General features: G+C 63.7%; 14 protein-coding genes. 10 read left to right on the plus strand and 4 right to left on the minus strand.

The genetic code is table 11. The features are described from left to right. Positions 1-134: 134 nt before the first annotated feature. From O3303_RS06555 to O3303_RS06570, 4 genes are all read right to left on the minus strand, one after another. Positions 135-1,196 carry an aldo/keto reductase gene (locus tag O3303_RS06555; protein ID WP_269561265.1) on the minus strand — a complete coding sequence of 354 codons (1,062 nt, stop codon included), beginning with the start codon at positions 1,194-1,196 and terminating at the stop codon, positions 135-137. Positions 1,197-1,385: 189 nt separating this feature from the next. Beyond that, on the minus strand, positions 1,386-2,297 hold the full coding sequence (locus O3303_RS06560; RefSeq protein WP_269561266.1) for a helix-turn-helix domain-containing protein: 912 nt from the start codon (positions 2,295-2,297) through the stop codon (positions 1,386-1,388). Positions 2,298-2,587: 290 nt separating this feature from the next. Then, on the minus strand, positions 2,588-3,583 hold the full coding sequence (locus O3303_RS06565; RefSeq protein ID WP_269561267.1) for an aldo/keto reductase: 996 nt from the start codon (positions 3,581-3,583) through the stop codon (positions 2,588-2,590). Between the two features lie 499 nt (positions 3,584-4,082). Then, positions 4,083-4,718 (minus strand): acyl carrier protein phosphodiesterase, encoded by a 636-nt coding sequence (locus O3303_RS06570; protein WP_269561268.1) that lies wholly within the window; start codon positions 4,716-4,718, stop codon positions 4,083-4,085. A 154-nt stretch (positions 4,719-4,872) separates the two neighbouring features. Between O3303_RS06570 and O3303_RS06575 the strand changes: the two genes are divergently transcribed. From O3303_RS06575 to O3303_RS06620, 10 genes are all read left to right on the plus strand, one after another. Then, positions 4,873-5,385 (plus strand): pyridoxamine 5'-phosphate oxidase family protein, encoded by a 513-nt coding sequence (locus tag O3303_RS06575; RefSeq protein ID WP_269561269.1) that lies wholly within the window; start codon positions 4,873-4,875, stop codon positions 5,383-5,385. A gap of 266 nt (positions 5,386-5,651) precedes the next feature. Next, a complete protein-coding gene (locus tag O3303_RS06580) occupies positions 5,652-6,347 on the plus strand; it encodes a spheroidene monooxygenase (protein ID WP_269561270.1) in 696 nt (231 codons plus the stop codon). A gap of 345 nt (positions 6,348-6,692) precedes the next feature. Continuing rightward, positions 6,693-7,547, plus strand: a complete 855-nt coding sequence (locus O3303_RS06585) for a cytochrome-c peroxidase (protein ID WP_269561271.1) — start codon at positions 6,693-6,695, stop codon at positions 7,545-7,547. A 52-nt stretch (positions 7,548-7,599) separates the two neighbouring features. After that, positions 7,600-9,057, plus strand: a complete 1,458-nt coding sequence (locus tag O3303_RS06590) for a WD40 repeat domain-containing protein (protein WP_269561272.1) — start codon at positions 7,600-7,602, stop codon at positions 9,055-9,057. A gap of 4 nt (positions 9,058-9,061) precedes the next feature. Continuing rightward, entirely contained in the window at positions 9,062-9,991 is a 930-nt protein-coding gene (locus tag O3303_RS06595; RefSeq protein ID WP_269561273.1) for a WD40 repeat domain-containing protein, read from the plus strand. Between the two features lie 235 nt (positions 9,992-10,226). Next, entirely contained in the window at positions 10,227-10,928 is a 702-nt protein-coding gene (locus O3303_RS06600) for a hypothetical protein (protein ID WP_269561274.1), read from the plus strand. 90 nt (positions 10,929-11,018) lie between these two features. After that, entirely contained in the window at positions 11,019-12,005 is a 987-nt protein-coding gene (locus tag O3303_RS06605) for a hypothetical protein (protein ID WP_269561275.1), read from the plus strand. A 198-nt stretch (positions 12,006-12,203) separates the two neighbouring features. Further along, positions 12,204-13,964: an OmpA family protein gene (locus tag O3303_RS06610; RefSeq protein ID WP_269561276.1), complete on the plus strand. Its 1,761-nt coding sequence runs from the start codon at positions 12,204-12,206 to the stop codon at positions 13,962-13,964. A gap of 136 nt (positions 13,965-14,100) precedes the next feature. Then, the gene (locus O3303_RS06615; protein ID WP_269561277.1) at positions 14,101-14,877 is read left to right on the plus strand and encodes an ABC transporter permease; all 777 of its coding nucleotides are present in this window, start codon (positions 14,101-14,103) and stop codon (positions 14,875-14,877) included. 171 nt (positions 14,878-15,048) lie between these two features. Beyond that, positions 15,049-15,879: an ATP-binding cassette domain-containing protein gene (locus tag O3303_RS06620; RefSeq protein ID WP_269561278.1), complete on the plus strand. Its 831-nt coding sequence runs from the start codon at positions 15,049-15,051 to the stop codon at positions 15,877-15,879. Positions 15,880-15,899 lie beyond the last annotated feature (20 nt).

The raw sequence follows: 15,899 nt of genomic DNA on the forward strand, positions 1-15,899 counted from the left end.
TGCTTGATCTGCGCAATACCGGCCGTTCAACGACGAGACGCAAAATATTGCGTCTCTACATCGTTTCACCGACAGCACGCGAGATGCTTCGGCTACGCATCTGCATGACGCTCAATGTCACGCAAAAAACCGCCTCACTGCCAGCCCTGCACGGATGCCCCACCGAAAACGCCTTTATTGACTGCGGGCGTGAAGATGGCGTAGGGAAAGGCCGGGGCCGGGGTGCTGGCTTCGTATAGGCGTTGCAGGTGCGCCGGGGTCAGGTGCAGGTCGAGGGCGGCGAGGTTGGTGCGGAGCTGGGCGAGTTGGCTTGCCCCGAGGATGAGCGAGGTGATGCCGGGCTGCGCCAGGGCCCAGGCCAGCGCCACCTGAGCCGGGGGCCGGTCCAACTCGGCGGCCACGGCCTGCAGCACCGCTAGAATCTGCCAGTTACGCTCGGTGAACTTGCTGTCCTGAAACGGATTGGGTCCGGCGAGGCGTCCTTCGCCTTGGGCCTTGGTTTCCGGGCCGGTGGGACGCTGGTATTTGCCGGCCAGAAACCCGGCCGCCAGCGGGCTCCAGGGCGTGATGCCCAGCCCACACTCGCGGGCGGCGGGTACGTACTCGTGCTCGATGCTGCGCTCCACCAGCGAGTATTCCAGCTGCAGGGCAATAGGGCCCGGAATGCCGTGGGCGGCGGCCAGCGTGGCGGCTTTGGTGGCGTACCAGGCCGGAATATCGGAGAAGGCAAAGTAGCGGATTTTGCCCGCCCGCACCAGGTCGCCGAGGGTCTGGAGAACCTCTTCCACGGGCGTCACCATGTCCCAGACGTGCAGCCAGTACAGGTCCACGTAGTCGGTTTGGAGGCGGCGCAGGGAGGCTTCCAGGGCTTGGTGGATGCTCTTGCGGCCGTTGCCGCCGCCGTGCGGGTTGCCCGGCTGCCCGCTATGGAACCCCGATTTGGTAGCCAGCACCAGCTGGTCGCGGAGCTGGCTCTCGGCCACGTAGCGGCCCACCAGCTCCTCGCTGCGGCCCTTGGCGTACACGTTGGCCGTATCGATGAAATTGCCGCCGGCCTCCACGTAACCCCGAAAAATGGCGGCCGATTCTTCATCCGAAGAACCCCAGCGCGGCGTGCCGAACGTCATGGTACCCAAAGCCAGCGGGCTCACCACTAAGCCGGAGCGGCCCAGAGTGCGAAAATCAGTCAGTTGCATAGGAAAGGAAGTGGAAAGTGAAGCCGTTGGTGGAATGCGGCAGGGACATAATAGAAACGTCATGCTGAGCGAAGGCGCAGCCGCAGTCGAAGCATCTCTACCGCTGGCTAACCATCCTATAGCATTCAGCGAAGCGGTAGAGATGCTTCGACAAGCTCAGCATGACAGTTCCGCACCGTCTACCCGCTTCTACTGCACCGACAGGCGGAAGGCGGCGGGCGTGAAGCCGGTTTTGCTTTTAAACAGGCGGGTGAAATACTGCGGATACTCGAAGCCCAGCTGGTAGGCCGTTTCGTTCACGGACAGCGACGTGCTGAGCAGCAGCTGTTTGGCTTTCTCGATGAGCGTCTGGTGGATGTGCTGCTGGGTGCTCTGGCCGGTGAGGGTGCGCAGCATATCGCCGAGGTAGGCCGGCGACACGTGCAGAGCGTCGGCGAAGTGCTGCACGGTAGGCAATGGCCGTTCGGCGCTTTGCTCGAAGTAGTCGTGCAGCTCCTGCTCGAAGCGGGAAAGCAGGTCGTGTTCAGCGGTGCGGCGCGTGAGGAACTGCCGGTGGTAGAAGCGGTTGGCGTAGCTCAGCAGCACGTCGAGCTGGGCCACCAGCACGTCCTGGCTGAACGTGTCAATCGGTTGCTCGTGCTCGGCGCGAATGGTATCTATCAGCCCTTCCAGCAGCTGCTCCTCGCGGGCCGAGAGGTGCAAAGCCTCACTCACCTGATAGGAGAAAAAGGTGTAGCCCAGGATCTTCCGGCCCAGCGGATGCCGCAGCAGCAGATCCGGATGAAACACCAGCATCCAGCCCTCTAACTCCGACAAATCCACCGACGGGTCGCTGGCGCACACCTGGCCGGGAGCGTAGAAGGCCAGCACGCCTTCGCTGAAATCGTACGAGTGGTGGCCGTACTGCAGGCGGCCCTTCAGCCCCTTTTTGAGGGCAATGATGTAGAGCTGCCGCAAAGCCGGCCCCGTTACGGGTGGGTTGCGGTGCCGGGTCAGATCCACCACCGACAGCAGCGGGTGCACCGGCGGCGGAAACCCGAAATGCCGGGCGAAGTCGCTCACCGAGGCAAGCAGGCGGAAAGGTGGCGTGGCTGGTTTCATAACACAAGAACAGAGAGAGGACAAGATAAGTCAGCCGGCGCGGTGTAGAGAGGCGTATTCGCGCCGCGTCGTTGAATGGCTGGAAACGCGCTACGATAATCAGAACGTCATGCTGAACCTGCCAAAGCATCTCGCGTGCTGATGTTGCAGGAGTAATCCGGCGTCAGCACGCGAGATGCTTCGGCAAGCTCAGCATGACGTTCTTTTACACTTCAGCCGACTTCTGCAAGCTGCTTCAACGTCAGCAACGACGAGACGCAAAATATTACGTCTCTACATCCATCCGGACCTTAAAAGCCTTCCGGGTACGCCGCGCCCACGGCGCCGCCGACCGGCATAATGGCTTCCAGCTCGGCCAGCTCCTGGGGGCTGAGGGTGAGGTGGGCGGCGGCCACGTTCTGCTCCAGGTACTTGCGCCGCTTGGTGCCCGGTATGACCACCACGCCCTGGGCCAGCACCCAGGCCAGCGCCAGCTGCGCCGACGTCACGCCTTTGGCCGCGGCCAGGGTTTCGAGCTTCTGCACCAGCTCCAGATTCTTGTAGAAGTTCTCGCCCTGGAAGCGCGGGAAAATCCGGCGCGAATCGTTGGCCTCGAAGTCGTCGGGGCTCTTGATGTCGCCCGACAGAAAGCCCCGGCCCAGCGGCGAGTAGGCCACAAACCCGATGCCCAGCTCCCGCGCCGCCTGCAAGGCTCCGGTTTCCTCCACACCCCTATCAAACAATGAATACTCGGTCTGCAGCGCCGTAATGGGGTGCACGGCGTGGGCCCGGCGCAACGCCTCCACCGGCGTTTCCGACACGCCCAGGTAGCGCACCTTGCCCTCCTCCACGAACCGGCTCATCTCCCCGATGCTGTCCTCGATGGGCACCTGCGGGTCCTGGCGGTGCAGGTAGTAGAGGTCCACGTTGTCGGTGCCAAGGTTGCGCAGGGAGCGTTCCAGGCACTTGCGGGCGTAGGCGGGGTGGCCGTTGAGCTGGCCGGTGAAGGTGCCGCTGTCATCGACTTCGAAGCCGAATTTAGTGGCCAGGATAACCTCTTGGCGGCGGCCGGCAATGGCGCGGCCAATCAGCTGCTCGTTCAGCAGCGGGCCGTAGAGGTCAGCCGTGTCCAGCAGGTTCACGCCCAGCTCCAGGGCGCGGTGCAGGGTGGCCAGGCTTTCCCGCTCGTCGGCCTCGCCGTACACGCTCATGCCGCCGACGCCGCTGGTCATGCCCATGCAGCCCAGGCCTTCTACCGGCGCTTCCAGACCCTGGCTGCCCAGGGGTACTCGTTTGAGGTTGCTCATTGTGCAGTAAATCAGGAGAATGATTGAACAGCACAAAGGTCCTCCCCCGCCGCCCCGCCGGAGCTACACAAACCCACGCTTCTGCAATACGAAACGCGGGTGGGCCGGTGACAATCTTCTGCTTGCTCTATCCACGTAGCGTTGCAACCGGGACATTTGTAATCATACCAGACTTACAAGCTTGTTGCTGATAAGATTTAACGAATTCTTGAGCCTCTTGCATCGTGGCCGGGTAATCCACGCAACGCCCACCCCACGGACGATCGTAAATGTGCTGGTAAAAGAACCCGTGGTATGATAAGTATTTAGCCACCTCCCATTTAGCCGTTTCACGCTTTTTAGGCGGCCGAAACCGGTGCGCCATCACCACTATTGCACCGCCGCAACTCGGGCATTTTGATGGCCCTGTTGCGCCATAGGGCACATTGAAAGCCTGCTGACAAGGGAAGCAAGTATGTTTAACGCCCATGTAAATTTTGCTTTTCGACGAAAAATCGGCTCAAGAATACGGCGGAAATTCCAGGTCGGCTGCTGTTACGAGTGTAGATACTCCCGCCCGCAGCTCCGGCCAGAACTCCCGAAAATCCGCTTCATACGCCGGAAGCTCCGCCAGAAATGCGGCGGCCCCGGTGGCCAGCACGGCGGCGGCGGGCACGCGGCGGCTCAGGCCCAGCAGGGCGCGGTGCAGGCCCTCGGGGTGGGCGTAGCCGGTCAGCCAGTCGTGCTGACGCATGTAGTGTAGCATTTCCTGCAAACGCTCGGGCAGCTCGTGGCGGCGCTGATGCAACAGCTGGTACTGGCGCTGGGCGAAATCCGGCAGCGGCTCTGATGGGTGAAACTTGGCGAAGTCGCGGGCCAGCAGGTGGTCGTAGCCCACATCGGACACCACGCCGGCCCACTTGCCCAGGCCGGCGGCGCGCAGGCGGGCGGTGGTGCGCCGCACAACAGGGTGCGTATCAGTGAACGAGTCGATGAAGCGGTGCAGACGGATGCCGCGCTGCACGGCGGCCGGGTAGGCTTCCAGGGCGGCGCGACCCCGCACGGCTTCGGCGGCAAAGTTGCCGACGACAATATCGGGGTAGTCGGGGGTGGTGGCGGGCGAGCCGGAAAGCAACAGGTGGGCGAGGATATTCATAGAGTAGCAGGAAGTACGGCAAAACTCCGCGAGTGGCGCAGGTGCGCGGGGCCAACCCGGCAGCGCCTGAAACCGTACAGCACAACAAGCCACCGGCTTTTTAGGCCGGCCGCAGTACTCGTTATTCATCCTGCTCTTCTAAAACACCCCAACCATGGCCGATAAATCGCCCGTCACCAACGACCTCTCCAAACTCATCGACAAGATTAAGGATGTGCGCATTGCCATGCTCACTACCCAGGACACTGATGGCAGCCTCCGCAGCCGGCCTATGTACACCCAGAAGCCCGACGGCAGCAGCGCCTTGGTCTTCCTGACCGATAAGGACTCGGCCAAGGTGTACGAAGTGAAAAAAGACAGCCACGTCAACCTGAGCTACGGCCAGCCCGACGATAACATCTACGTCTCGGTTTCGGGCCGGGCCAACGCCTACCGCGACCAGGCCGAAATCGACCAGCTCTGGAGCGAGCCAATGCGCGCCTGGTTCCCCAAAGGCAAAGACGACGAGAGCATCTACATCCTGAAAGTGGAAATTGAGAAAGGCGAGTACTGGGATACTCCCAGCAGCCTCCTCACCCAGGCCGCCGCGTACGTGAAAGCCTTGGCCACCGGCGAACGGAGCACCTCCGACGACGTGAACGAGCACGCCAAAGTAGAAGTGAAGTAGGTCTCACCTACCAATATGAAAAGGCCCGGAAGCAATTCCGGGCCTTTTTTGCGTCCGAACGGTTGTAGAGACGCGACACCTCGCCTCTCGGCGTTGCTGAGGTTGCTTACGGCAGTCTATCGGCACGATGCCCTGGCCTGATGGCTGCCAGCTGCCAGACCCGAGCACCGTTCAACGGTACGACGCAAAGTGTCGCGTCTCTACAACATTTTTTGCCACGCCCGGCTTTAGCTTGCGGCCCAATAGCCCTCCATTCCCTTTTCACCTTGCCTCTTACCACCCTTTCCATTCTCACCCTCCTGCCCAACCAGCGCCGCTGGGGCTTTGCTCAGATGGGCACCGCCCAAGGGCCGTTGCAGCGGGTGCCGGGGCTGCGGTTTCAGAAACTGCTGGGCAGCGGCGCGGGCGGTTTCGGGGCTTTGCCCAACCTGCACCGCTATGGCTTTATGGCTGTGTGGGAGGATGAACAGGCGGCCCGGGCATTCTTCGACGGGCACCCGCTGTGGCAGCAGTACCAGCAGCGCACCTCGGAAATCTGGACGGCGTGGCTGGCCCCGCTCAAGTCGCACGGGCTATGGGACGGCGTGAATCCGTTCGACTACTCAGAGGCTGCAGTAGCTGCGGAGGACGGGCCGGTGATGGTGCTCACCCGGGCCTCGATCCGGTGGCAGAAAACACCGCGCTTCTGGCGCTACGTGGCCCCGGTGAGTGCCACCATTGCGGGGGCGCCGGGCGTGCGCGCCGCCATCGGGCTGGGCGAGCTGCCGGTGGTGCGCCAGGCCACCGTGAGTGTCTGGGACTCGGCCCGGGCCATGCAGGACTACGCCTACCGCAGCCCAAAGCACAAAGAAGTTATCCGCCTCACCCGCCAGGAAGACTGGTATGGCGAGGAGATGTTTGCCCGGTTCAGGGTGCTGCGCACGGAGGGCACCTGGGACGGGCGCTGCCCGCTGGCTGGCTGAGGCCGGTTACCCGTCTGTCGCTTGCGGCCGTTTCCAAAAACTGGATATATCCGGCAATTTGACACCAAATTGAAACCTCATTTTCCCTGCGTTGGAAGGCCTTTTTTGCGCCCTAAAACGCTCATTAAAGACATTATATAACTTAACCAATTGCTCAAATAAATTAATATAGAATTTTATCTTTTTTAACCCGATACGCAATCCGCTTCCAATCCCGCAAGCCCAGCCGTTGGTTACTTATCTGAACGCCAGTTGTGCGTTTGGCCCGACCAAAGGAGTTGCTTCGTGTTGTTCTGTTATAGTATTCTGTGGTTGCTGTGGAGCACCCGGCCGGTTCTAGAAACCGTGCCGGCTGCTACGCCCGCGCGCCCTCTCCGGCAGCAGCAGGAGCTGGGCTGGCTGCTGTTCTACGAGCCGGCGCTGTCGGCCAACGGCAAGCGCAGCTGCGCCTCCTGCCACCGCCCCCAGAAAGCCTACACCGACCACCGGTCCACGGCCCGGGCGTTCCGGCTGGCGGCCAGCCTGGAGCGCAACACGCCCACCCTGCTCAACGCCACCGACCAGTCGCGGTTTTTCCACGATGGCCGGGCCGGCAGCCTTTCGGAGGTGATTGAAAGCGTGGTAACCAACCCGCGCGAGTTCAACACCACCTACGCCGCCGTGGCCCGGCAGCTCAGCCAGAGCCGCGAGTACCGCCGCCGCTTCCGGCAGGCCTTCGCCGCGCCCATCGGCGAGGCCACCATCAACCAGGCCCTCATTGCCTTCCTCAGCAGCCAGCAGGCCCGCAACAGCCCCTTCGACCAGTACCAGCGCGGCCAGGCCGCCCTGCCCGAGCCGGCCCTGCGCGGCCTGCGCGTGTTCACCGCCGCCGAGTGCGGCCGCTGCCACCCCGCCCCCGCCTTCCGCGACGACCAGCTGCACCCGGTGCAGACCGGTCTGCTGCTCAAAACGCCCGGCCTGCGCAACGTGGCCGTCACGCCGCCCTACGGGGCCCGGGGCCAGCACGCCACTCTGGCCGCGGCCTTCACTGATGCCTTTCACCAGCAGGCCACGCCCGGCGCCCTGAGCACCACCGACGTGCAGGACCTGACGGCTTTTCTGGCCACGCTCACTGATACCACTTCGCTGCGCCTGCGCCCGCCACAGGCCCTGCCGGCGCTGCCGGCCCTCCCCGACCGCACCATTGGCGGTGTGTACTAGGGGCTTCTTCTGCTCTCCGTTTCTCTCATTTTATTTTTTCTACATCCCCCGTATGAAAGCTTCTCTACTCGCGCTGGGCCTGGCCCTGCTGGCTCCGCTGGCCCATGCAGCCTCCGACCCCGACAGCGGCCCCGCCACGCCCAACCTGGTCCAGAACATTCAGACGTCCGCCGCCCTGCTGGCCGTAGACTATAGCCCAGATGGCAAGCGCCTGGTTACGGGCGGCCTGGGGCGAGATATTGTGATTTGGGACGCCGAAACCGGCAAGCAGGCCATGGTGCTGCATGGCCACACCGACGATGTGGTGACGGTGAAGTTCAGCCCCAACGGCCGCTACATTGCCTCGGGCGGCGTAGATAAGGCCCTGATTCTGTGGGATGCCATTACGGGCGAAATCCTGCGCAAAAACACCGACCACACCGACTACGTGCGCGACGTGGCCTTTAGCCCCGACAGTAAGCTGGTGGCCAGCGCCGGCTGGGACGGCCAGGCCATCGTGTGGGAAACCTTCAGCGGCATCAAAGTAGCCACCCTCACCGGCCAGAAAGCCGCCGCCGTGGCTTCCACGGCCGCCTACGAGAAAAACCGCACCAACAAGGGCCGCTCCAACAATATGACGTCGGTAGCCTTCAGCCCCAACGGCGCGGAGCTGCTCACGGCCAGCGGCGACCGGACGGTGCGCGGCTGGGACACCCAGACCTGGCAGCAGAAATACGTGCTCAACGGCCACACCGACGAGGTGTGGGATGCCCGCTTCTCGCCCAACGGACGCTTTGTGGTGAGCGGGGCCTGGGACAACACGGCCCGCATCTGGGACGTGAGCACCCGCCAGGCCGTGGCCGTGGTGCCGGCCCACCTCTCCGACGTGTGGGGCACCACCTTCAGCCCCGACGGCCAGCTGATTGCCACCTGCGGCGGCGACCGGAAAGTGAAAGTCTGGGACATGGCCACCGGCTTGCTGGTGCGCGACGTGTCGGGCGAGGCTCACACGGCCGAGGTGGAAACCCTCGTGTTCAGCCCCGACGGCCGCCAGCTGGCCAGCGTGAGCCGCGACGGGTCCCTGAAAATCTGGCGGGTGCCGTCCACCTTTGACCGGGTATCGGCCTACGCCGATACGCAGCTGGAGAAGTGGGAGAAGAAGGGCGAGTTTGAGAAAACAGACGAGTACCAGAAGCGCATGGCCCAGAAGCTCAAGCGCTGGGAGGAGTTCAAGCAGGAAGCCCGCACCAAGATGCTGGCCGCCTTCCCCCAAAGTGCCGACTGGCAGAACTTCAGCCTGGCCAGCTACAACCCCGATACGGAAATGTATCAGGTCAGCTCCAAGCTGTTTGCGGGGCCGTTTTTCATCAAGGTGGCCCCGCGCGATGCCGAGCAGCTGCGCAACAACTTCGGCAAGGTGATTTACGGCACGCCGGCTTTGGAGCTGAAAAACGACGCTCTGCTGCTCAAGAGCGTGGAGCTGACTGTGCCCACCGGCTCGGAAACCAAGGTATTCACCGTGATGCGCTAACTGTATGATTCGGCTTTTCTCTGTTCTGCTGCTGAGCTGGCTGCTGGGGCCCGGGGCCCTGCCCACGCCCCGCCGCGAGTTTGTGATGCCCGAGGGCTCCGGCTCGCTCACCGGCTTCAGCCGCAACGGCCGGCTGGTGGGCGTGAGCGGCGGCACCGCCCAAGTGGCAGTTTTCCAGACCGGTACCGGCCTGCTGCTGCGCACCTACCGGGGCCACCAGCAGCCGGTGGTGGCCTTCGCCTTCTCGCCCCGCCTCGATACGGTGGTGAGCGTGGATGCCAGCGGGCAGGCCCACGCCTGGAACCCCGAAACCCTTACCACCCTGGCCCGCTGGCAGGCCCCGGCCGGCGTCACGCGGGTGCTGTTCTCGCCCGATGGACAGCAGGCGCTGCTGGCCTCACGGAGCCGGCGCTGGCTCTGGAACCTGCGCTACCCCGCCACCGAGCCCGTGGAACTGGAATTCAGCGGCCTCGTGGTGGGCGACATCACGGCCCTGAGCTTCAGCACCGACGGCACGCGCTTGGCCACCGGCTTCGATACGGGCACGGTGCTGGTGCAGGACCTCAAAACCCGCACCCACCAGCAGGTGGCACTGTTTCGCACTCCCGTGCAGGGCCTCAGCTTCGGGCGCGACAGTCTGCTGGCGGTGGCCGGCACGCCCGAGTTCCGCAGCTGGCACCCCGGCACCAGCGCCGCGCCCCACACCCAGCCGCTGGAGCAACCCGCCGTGGCCATTGCCTTCGACGAAGACGCCCAGCTGGTGCTGCTGGGCAGCCCTACCGGCCTTACCTCAGTATGGAGCCCGCCCGAAAAGCAGCTGATTTTCACCTGCCAGGGCAAGGGCCGCACCAGCTTCGTGCAGTTTCAGCCCGAGGGCAGCCTGATCCTGGCCGCTTTCACCGAGGACCGCGCCAAAACCTGGAAGCTGCAGTAAAAAGCAGCGGGGTTTTCAGGCTGAAAACCTCGCCGTAAGCCTCCACCCAGCCTACCATTCCGGATTTTCACCCTTCCATTTTGATAGGGTGCAACGAAATAGCCAACGCATACGCGTTGGCTATTTTTTATTTTATCTGCTGATTAACAACAACTTATATATAATTTAATCCAGGTAGACAGCTGGCGGCATCCGGTTTGGCAATAGGCATTCATCCTCCTAAACGCCGCCAACCATGCCGCTCTTCGATTCCATCACCAAAGCCGCCAAAGACTTCTTCATTGAGGAAGCTTCCCCGGGCGGCCCCTCGGTAGCCGCAGTGGCTGTCCGGGCCCTGCCGGGCCAGCCGGCCCTGTTTCCGCTGGGCAGCGGGGCCGCCACCGCCCCGGCCGCGCCACTGGCGGCCCCGCTCCTCACCCAGCCCGAGCAGCGCCACCTCGACCACATCCGGCAGCTGCTCTCCGGCGACGGCAAGGACTTCATGGCCTTCACCAAAATGGTGACCAGCCTGCAGGCCAGCGGCCTCTCGGGCCCCATCCTGTACCAGACGGCCTTCAACGCCTTTGCCGCCGTGACCAGCCTGGATTTGCCGGCGCTGCTGAAATCGGCTGAGCAGTTTGAGCTGAAGCTGACCTCGGACCGCAACAGTATTCTGGAGCGGCACCGCGAGAAGGTGGGCGAAATCCGGATTCCGAACGTACCGCCCAGCCCCCTGGTGCAGCTGCAGCTGCAGGAGCAGCAGCTGCAAACCGGCCTCGCCGACCTGGCCCGGCAGCTGGAAGAAGCCCAGCAGCGCCTGCAGGCCGTGCGCCAGGAGTTGCAGCAGCAGCAGCAGAAAGCCACGGCCGCCCTGGCCTCCTACGAGCTGGCCCACGCCACCGCCTCGGCCGAGCTAAAATCCCACCAGCAGGCCTTGCAGGCCTTTTTGCTGAAGTGAAGCGGCCCGGCCCGGGTGAAAATCCTGGTCCTTCCCTCCGACTTCTAACCGTCCCCTTACTCGCCATTTCACCATCTCACCATTTCACTGATGAACTCTCTTTCCACTCCCGATTTTAAAACCGGCGAGCTGCCCAAGTGGCAGCAGCCCGAAAAAGTGGCCGGCTGGGTATTTCTGGCCGGGCTGGCAGGGGCCGGCGTGTACGGCTGGGGCACCATCGTGCCGTTTCTGGTAGAAATGGTATTCGACACCGTGAAGCTGGGCATCGGGCTAGGCGTGTTGCTGGCCGCCTGGCTGGTGTTGACTAGCCCCCGCGTGAAGGCGGGGCTGTGGTACGCCGGGCAGCGCATCTTCCGCACCGCCGCCGGCATCTTCGTCAACACCGACCCCATCGGTATCATGGAGGACTACATCCGCAGCACCTCGCAGGAGGCCCGCAAGATGGAGGAGGAAGTGGGCCACGTGGAGGGCGCCCACGAGCTGGTGAAGCGCAAGCTGGAAGCCAACACCCTGCAGATGCGCGAGTACCTGGCCCTGGCCGACGCCGCCACCCGCCAGCGCGAGCCCGACGCCGCCGAACAGTACGCCAGCCGCGCCGCCCAGCTGCAGGACTACAACCAGCGCCTGCAGCCCATGGCCACCACCACCCAGAACGTGAGCCTGGTGATGCGGCAGATCCTGAAAGCCGCTTTGCGCCAGATTGACGGCAGCAAGTTCAAGGTGAACCTGCTCAAGGACGAGTACCAGCTGGTGAAGCGCACCAGCTCAGGCATGCGCGCCGCCATGAACATCCTGCGCGGCGACCCGGACAAGAAGTACTTCTTCGACCTGGCCACCGACCGGGTGGCCCAGGACATGGCCCAGCAGCTCGGCCAGATCAAGCAGGCCATGCGCTACTCGCAGGAGTTCGTGAAGGAAATGGACATCCAGAACGGCGTGATGAGCGAAAAAGGCCAGCGTCTGCTCGAAAAGTATCAGAAAGGCGACTTCAACGCCCTGCTCGACGAGAAGCCCGCCCCCAACACTACTCAGCAGCGCACCGCCACCAACGACGCCTACCGCAGTCTGCTGGACTAACCGGCCTCCACGCCCTAGGCGTCCCAGGGCTGAAGCCCTGGGCTATGCAGCGCCTCAAATGACCGCTCACGCCCCACACACGCCCTAAATAGCCCAGGGCTTCAGCCCTGGGAACTGGGGACCGGGAGCCGCGTGCCGGAACAACAACGAAAAACAACCAACCCAAAACCAACAACGACAATGACAACCCGTGGTAAATTGGTACTAGGCGTCCTACTTGCAGCGCTGCTGTACTTCGGCATCAACAAGCTCGTGCAGAGCGGGGTGCTGTTCAAGAAAGCCGCCACCGAATCGGTGCTGCTGAGCTCCATTGAGCTGCCAAGCAGCGCCGGAGGCTCGCGAACCAACGTGGCCGTACCGCTGGCCCCGCTGCCTTCTGAAACGCCGGCCGGTAAGGGCACTCCGCTCGTGTGGGAAGTGATGGCCTGGAACTCGCAGATGGCTGGCATGCTGGCCAACGGCGGCCCCCGCACCACTCAGGGCTCCAGCATGGCCGCCGGCGGCCTGGATATGCAGATTGTGCGCCAGGACGACGTGGCCAAAATGCAGGCCGACCTGGTGAAAAACGCCCTCGACCTGCAAAGCAACCCCGAAACCCCGGGCCTGCTGGTGAGCATCATGGGCGACGGGTTGCCGGCCTTCTCGGCGGTACAGCCCCAGCTGGAAAAAGCCGGCACCGGCCTGCAAATCATTCCCTACTCGGTGGGCAAGAGCTTCGGCGAAGACAAGCTGATGGGCCCCAAGGAGTGGCTGGAAAATCCCAAAGCCGCCTTGGGCAAAACCGTGGCCTGCTACCTGCGCGACGGGGACCAGAACATTGCCCTGAAATGGTGCGCCGACAACGGCCTGAAAGTCAACCCCGACGAAACCACCTACGACCCCGAGGCCGTGAACTTCATGGCCGCCTCCGACTTCCTGGTGGCCGCCGAAAAATACATCATCGGCAAGCCCGAGCAGCGCGTGAAGGTGGTAAAAGGCAAAAACACCGGCGTGAAAGTAGACGTGGTAGCCGACGCCGTAGCCACTTGGACGCCCGGCGACGTGAACATTGCCAAGCAGAAAGGCGGCCTGGTGAACATCGTGAGCACCAAGGACTACAGCAACCAGATGCCCAACATCATGGTGACCACCAAGCGCTGGTACGACGCCCACCCCAAGGAAGTGGAAGCCCTGATGACGGCCCTGGCCGTGTCTGGCGACCAGGTAAAATCTCACCCCGAGGCCCTGAGCCGCGCCGCCGATATTTCGGCCTCCGTGTACGGCGATAAGGACAAGCCCGGCAGCTACTGGCTGCGCTACTACAAGGGCGTGAGCGAGGCCGACCGCAACGGCGAGGTGGTGGAGCTGGGCGGCTCCAAGGCCTTCAACTTCGCCGATAACCTGGCCCTGTTTGGCCTCAACGAAGGCGGCACCAACATCTACGCCGCCGTGTACAAAACCTTCGGCGACGTGCAGCACCAGCTCTACCCCCGGGAGCTGCCCAGCTACGTGCCCCTCGACCAGATGCTGGACCTCGCCCCGCTGCGCAAGCTGCAGGACAAGTACCGCGGCAAAAACCTGGCCCCGGCCGAGCAGCAGCAGTTTGCCGCCGATGACGAAATCCGCCAGAGCGTGAGCCGCCGGGCCTGGAACATCGAGTTCAACACCGGCCAGCGCACCTTCACGCCCGCCGCCGAGCAGCAGCTCGACCAGCTCTTCAACGACCTGGTAGTAGCCGGCCGCCTCAAAGTAGCCGTGCACGGCCACACCGACAACGTGGGCGACACCCAGCGCAACCAGCAGCTCAGCCAGGACCGCGCCGAGGCCGTGCGCCAGTGGCTGGAGCAGCGCAGCGCCAGCGCCTTCCCCGCCGGCCGCGTGCAAACCTACGCCCACGGCGCCCAGGAGCCGGTAGCCCCCAACACCACCCCCGAAGGCAAAGCCCGCAACCGCCGCGTGGAAATCGTGCTGGGCAACTAAGTGGGTTGTCAGTTGCTCGTTGTCCGTTATCAGTCTGTTCGTTGCCTCCCATTGGTGACGAACAGCTGACAACGGACAATAAACCCCAACCAGCCACTAACAACTGACAACGAACAACTGACAACTACTACCCCCCATGAAATCCCTCTTCCTCCCCAACGCCCGGCCGCCGCGCACCACGTTTGCCCTGATGGCGGCCGGGCAGGCGGGACTGCTGCTGCTGCTGTGGCTGTTTTATCCGCTGCAGCTGTTCCCCTCCCTCGGTGACGTGCTGCGCGCCCTCGCGGACCTCACCACCACCCAGGGCCTGGTGCCGGAGCTGTGGGCCAGCATGACCACCGCGTTGCAGGCTTTGGGCATGGCCACGGTGCTGGCGCTGCTGATTTCCTATCTCACGGCCCTGCCCTTTTTCCGGCCGTTGGCCTACGCGGCTTCCAAGATGCGCTACCTTACCCTCACCGGCCTCACCTTCTTCGTGGCCCTGCTGGTGAGCTCGGGCCACGAGGTGAAGCTCTCGGTGCTCACCTTCGCCACCACCGTGTACCTGGTCACGGGCATGACGGCCGTGATGCTCAGCACCACTCAGCAGGAGCTGGACCACGCCCGCACCCTGGGCCTGGGCGAGTGGCGCAGCTTCTGGGAAGTGGTGGTGCTAGGCAAGCTGGCCGATATGATGGAAGTGGTGCGCCAGAACTTCGCCATCATCTGGACGATGATTACGTTGGTGGAAACCCTCTACCAATCCGAAGGCGGCATCGGCCTGCTACTCTACAAGCAAAACCGCTACCTCCACCTCGACGGCGTAGTGGCCATCCAGCTCGTCATCCTGGCCGCCGGCGCCGCCCAGGACTACCTGTTCGAGTTGCTCCGCCGCGTGTTCTTCCCCTACGCCGGACTGGCGGCGGCACGGTAGTTCGCCTCACCCCCCAGCCCCCTCTCCTTCAGAGAGGGAGAGCCGGACGATGCCTTGAGCCTGTTTTGGCGGCTTCCTCCGATTCTTCAAAAAACGCGCATCCGCCGAGCCGCCGTGGCTCCCCCTCTCTGAAGGAGAGGGGGCCGGGGGGTGAGGCAAACTACTCCCCCCATGACTCCCTACTCCTACAAATCCCCCGTCCTCACCCTCGACAATGTGTCGCTGACGCTGAATGGGGAAACCATTCTGCGCGATATTTCGGCGCAGGTGCTGGATGTGTGCCGGCCGGGCATGAGCCAGGGCCAGGTGGTGGGCTTCTACGGCCGCTCGGGCATGGGTAAGTCTGTCCTGTGCCGGCTGATGGCGGGGCTGCTGGCCCCCAGCAGCGGCACCGTGCTGGTGGGCGAGGCCCAGCAGCTGGCCACGCCCGGCGCGGTGGGCTTCGTGCAACAGCACTACCCGCTGTTCAACCACCGCACCCTTCTCGATAACCTACTGGTGGCCGCCGCCCGCCGCTACCCCGACCCCGCCGAGGCCCGCCGCCAGGCCGAAGCCTACCTGGAGCGGTTCCAGCTCACGGCCCACCGCACCAAATACCCGGCCCACCTCTCGGGCGGCCAGCGCCAGCGCGCCGCCATTGCCCAGCAGCTGCTCTGCTCCGACCACCTCATCCTCCTCGACGAGCCCTTCTCCGGCCTCGACGTGGCCATGCTCGACGAGGTGCGCAAAATCATCCTCGAAGTCACCACCCTCGACGAGCTCAACACCGTGGTCATCGTCTCCCACGACTTGGCCACCACCACCGCCCTCTCCGACCGGCTCTGGCTGCTAGGCCAGGAGCGCGACGCCGCGGGCCAGCTGCTACCCGGCGCCACCATCAGCCCCCAGCACCAGTACAACCTCGCCGAAATGGGCCTCGCCTGGCACGAAAACGTGGAAGCCGAACCGGAGTTCGTCCGGTTTGTGGAGCATCTGAAGGAGGAGATTCGGCAGAGTGCGTAGCAGAACGATTGTAGAGACAC

It is taken from the genome of Hymenobacter canadensis, assembly GCF_027359925.1.
Taxonomy (GTDB): domain Bacteria; phylum Bacteroidota; class Bacteroidia; order Cytophagales; family Hymenobacteraceae; genus Hymenobacter; species Hymenobacter canadensis.

Excerpts from the sequence above, each read along its gene's own strand:
- O3303_RS06555 (WP_269561265.1), bottom strand. The coding sequence starts at position 1,196 with ATGCAACTGACTGATTTTCGCACTCTGGGCCGCTCCGGCTTAGTGGTG.
- O3303_RS06560 (WP_269561266.1), bottom strand. The coding sequence starts at position 2,297 with ATGAAACCAGCCACGCCACCTTTCCGCCTGCTTGCCTCGGTGAGCGAC.
- O3303_RS06565 (WP_269561267.1), bottom strand. The coding sequence starts at position 3,583 with ATGAGCAACCTCAAACGAGTACCCCTGGGCAGCCAGGGTCTGGAAGCG.
- O3303_RS06570 (WP_269561268.1), bottom strand. The coding sequence starts at position 4,718 with ATGAATATCCTCGCCCACCTGTTGCTTTCCGGCTCGCCCGCCACCACC.
- O3303_RS06575 (WP_269561269.1), top strand. The coding sequence starts at position 4,873 with ATGGCCGATAAATCGCCCGTCACCAACGACCTCTCCAAACTCATCGAC.
- O3303_RS06590 (WP_269561272.1), top strand. The coding sequence starts at position 7,600 with ATGAAAGCTTCTCTACTCGCGCTGGGCCTGGCCCTGCTGGCTCCGCTG.
- O3303_RS06595 (WP_269561273.1), top strand. The coding sequence starts at position 9,062 with ATGATTCGGCTTTTCTCTGTTCTGCTGCTGAGCTGGCTGCTGGGGCCC.
- O3303_RS06600 (WP_269561274.1), top strand. The coding sequence starts at position 10,227 with ATGCCGCTCTTCGATTCCATCACCAAAGCCGCCAAAGACTTCTTCATT.
- O3303_RS06605 (WP_269561275.1), top strand. The coding sequence starts at position 11,019 with ATGAACTCTCTTTCCACTCCCGATTTTAAAACCGGCGAGCTGCCCAAG.
- O3303_RS06615 (WP_269561277.1), top strand. The coding sequence starts at position 14,101 with ATGAAATCCCTCTTCCTCCCCAACGCCCGGCCGCCGCGCACCACGTTT.
- O3303_RS06620 (WP_269561278.1), top strand. The coding sequence starts at position 15,049 with ATGACTCCCTACTCCTACAAATCCCCCGTCCTCACCCTCGACAATGTG.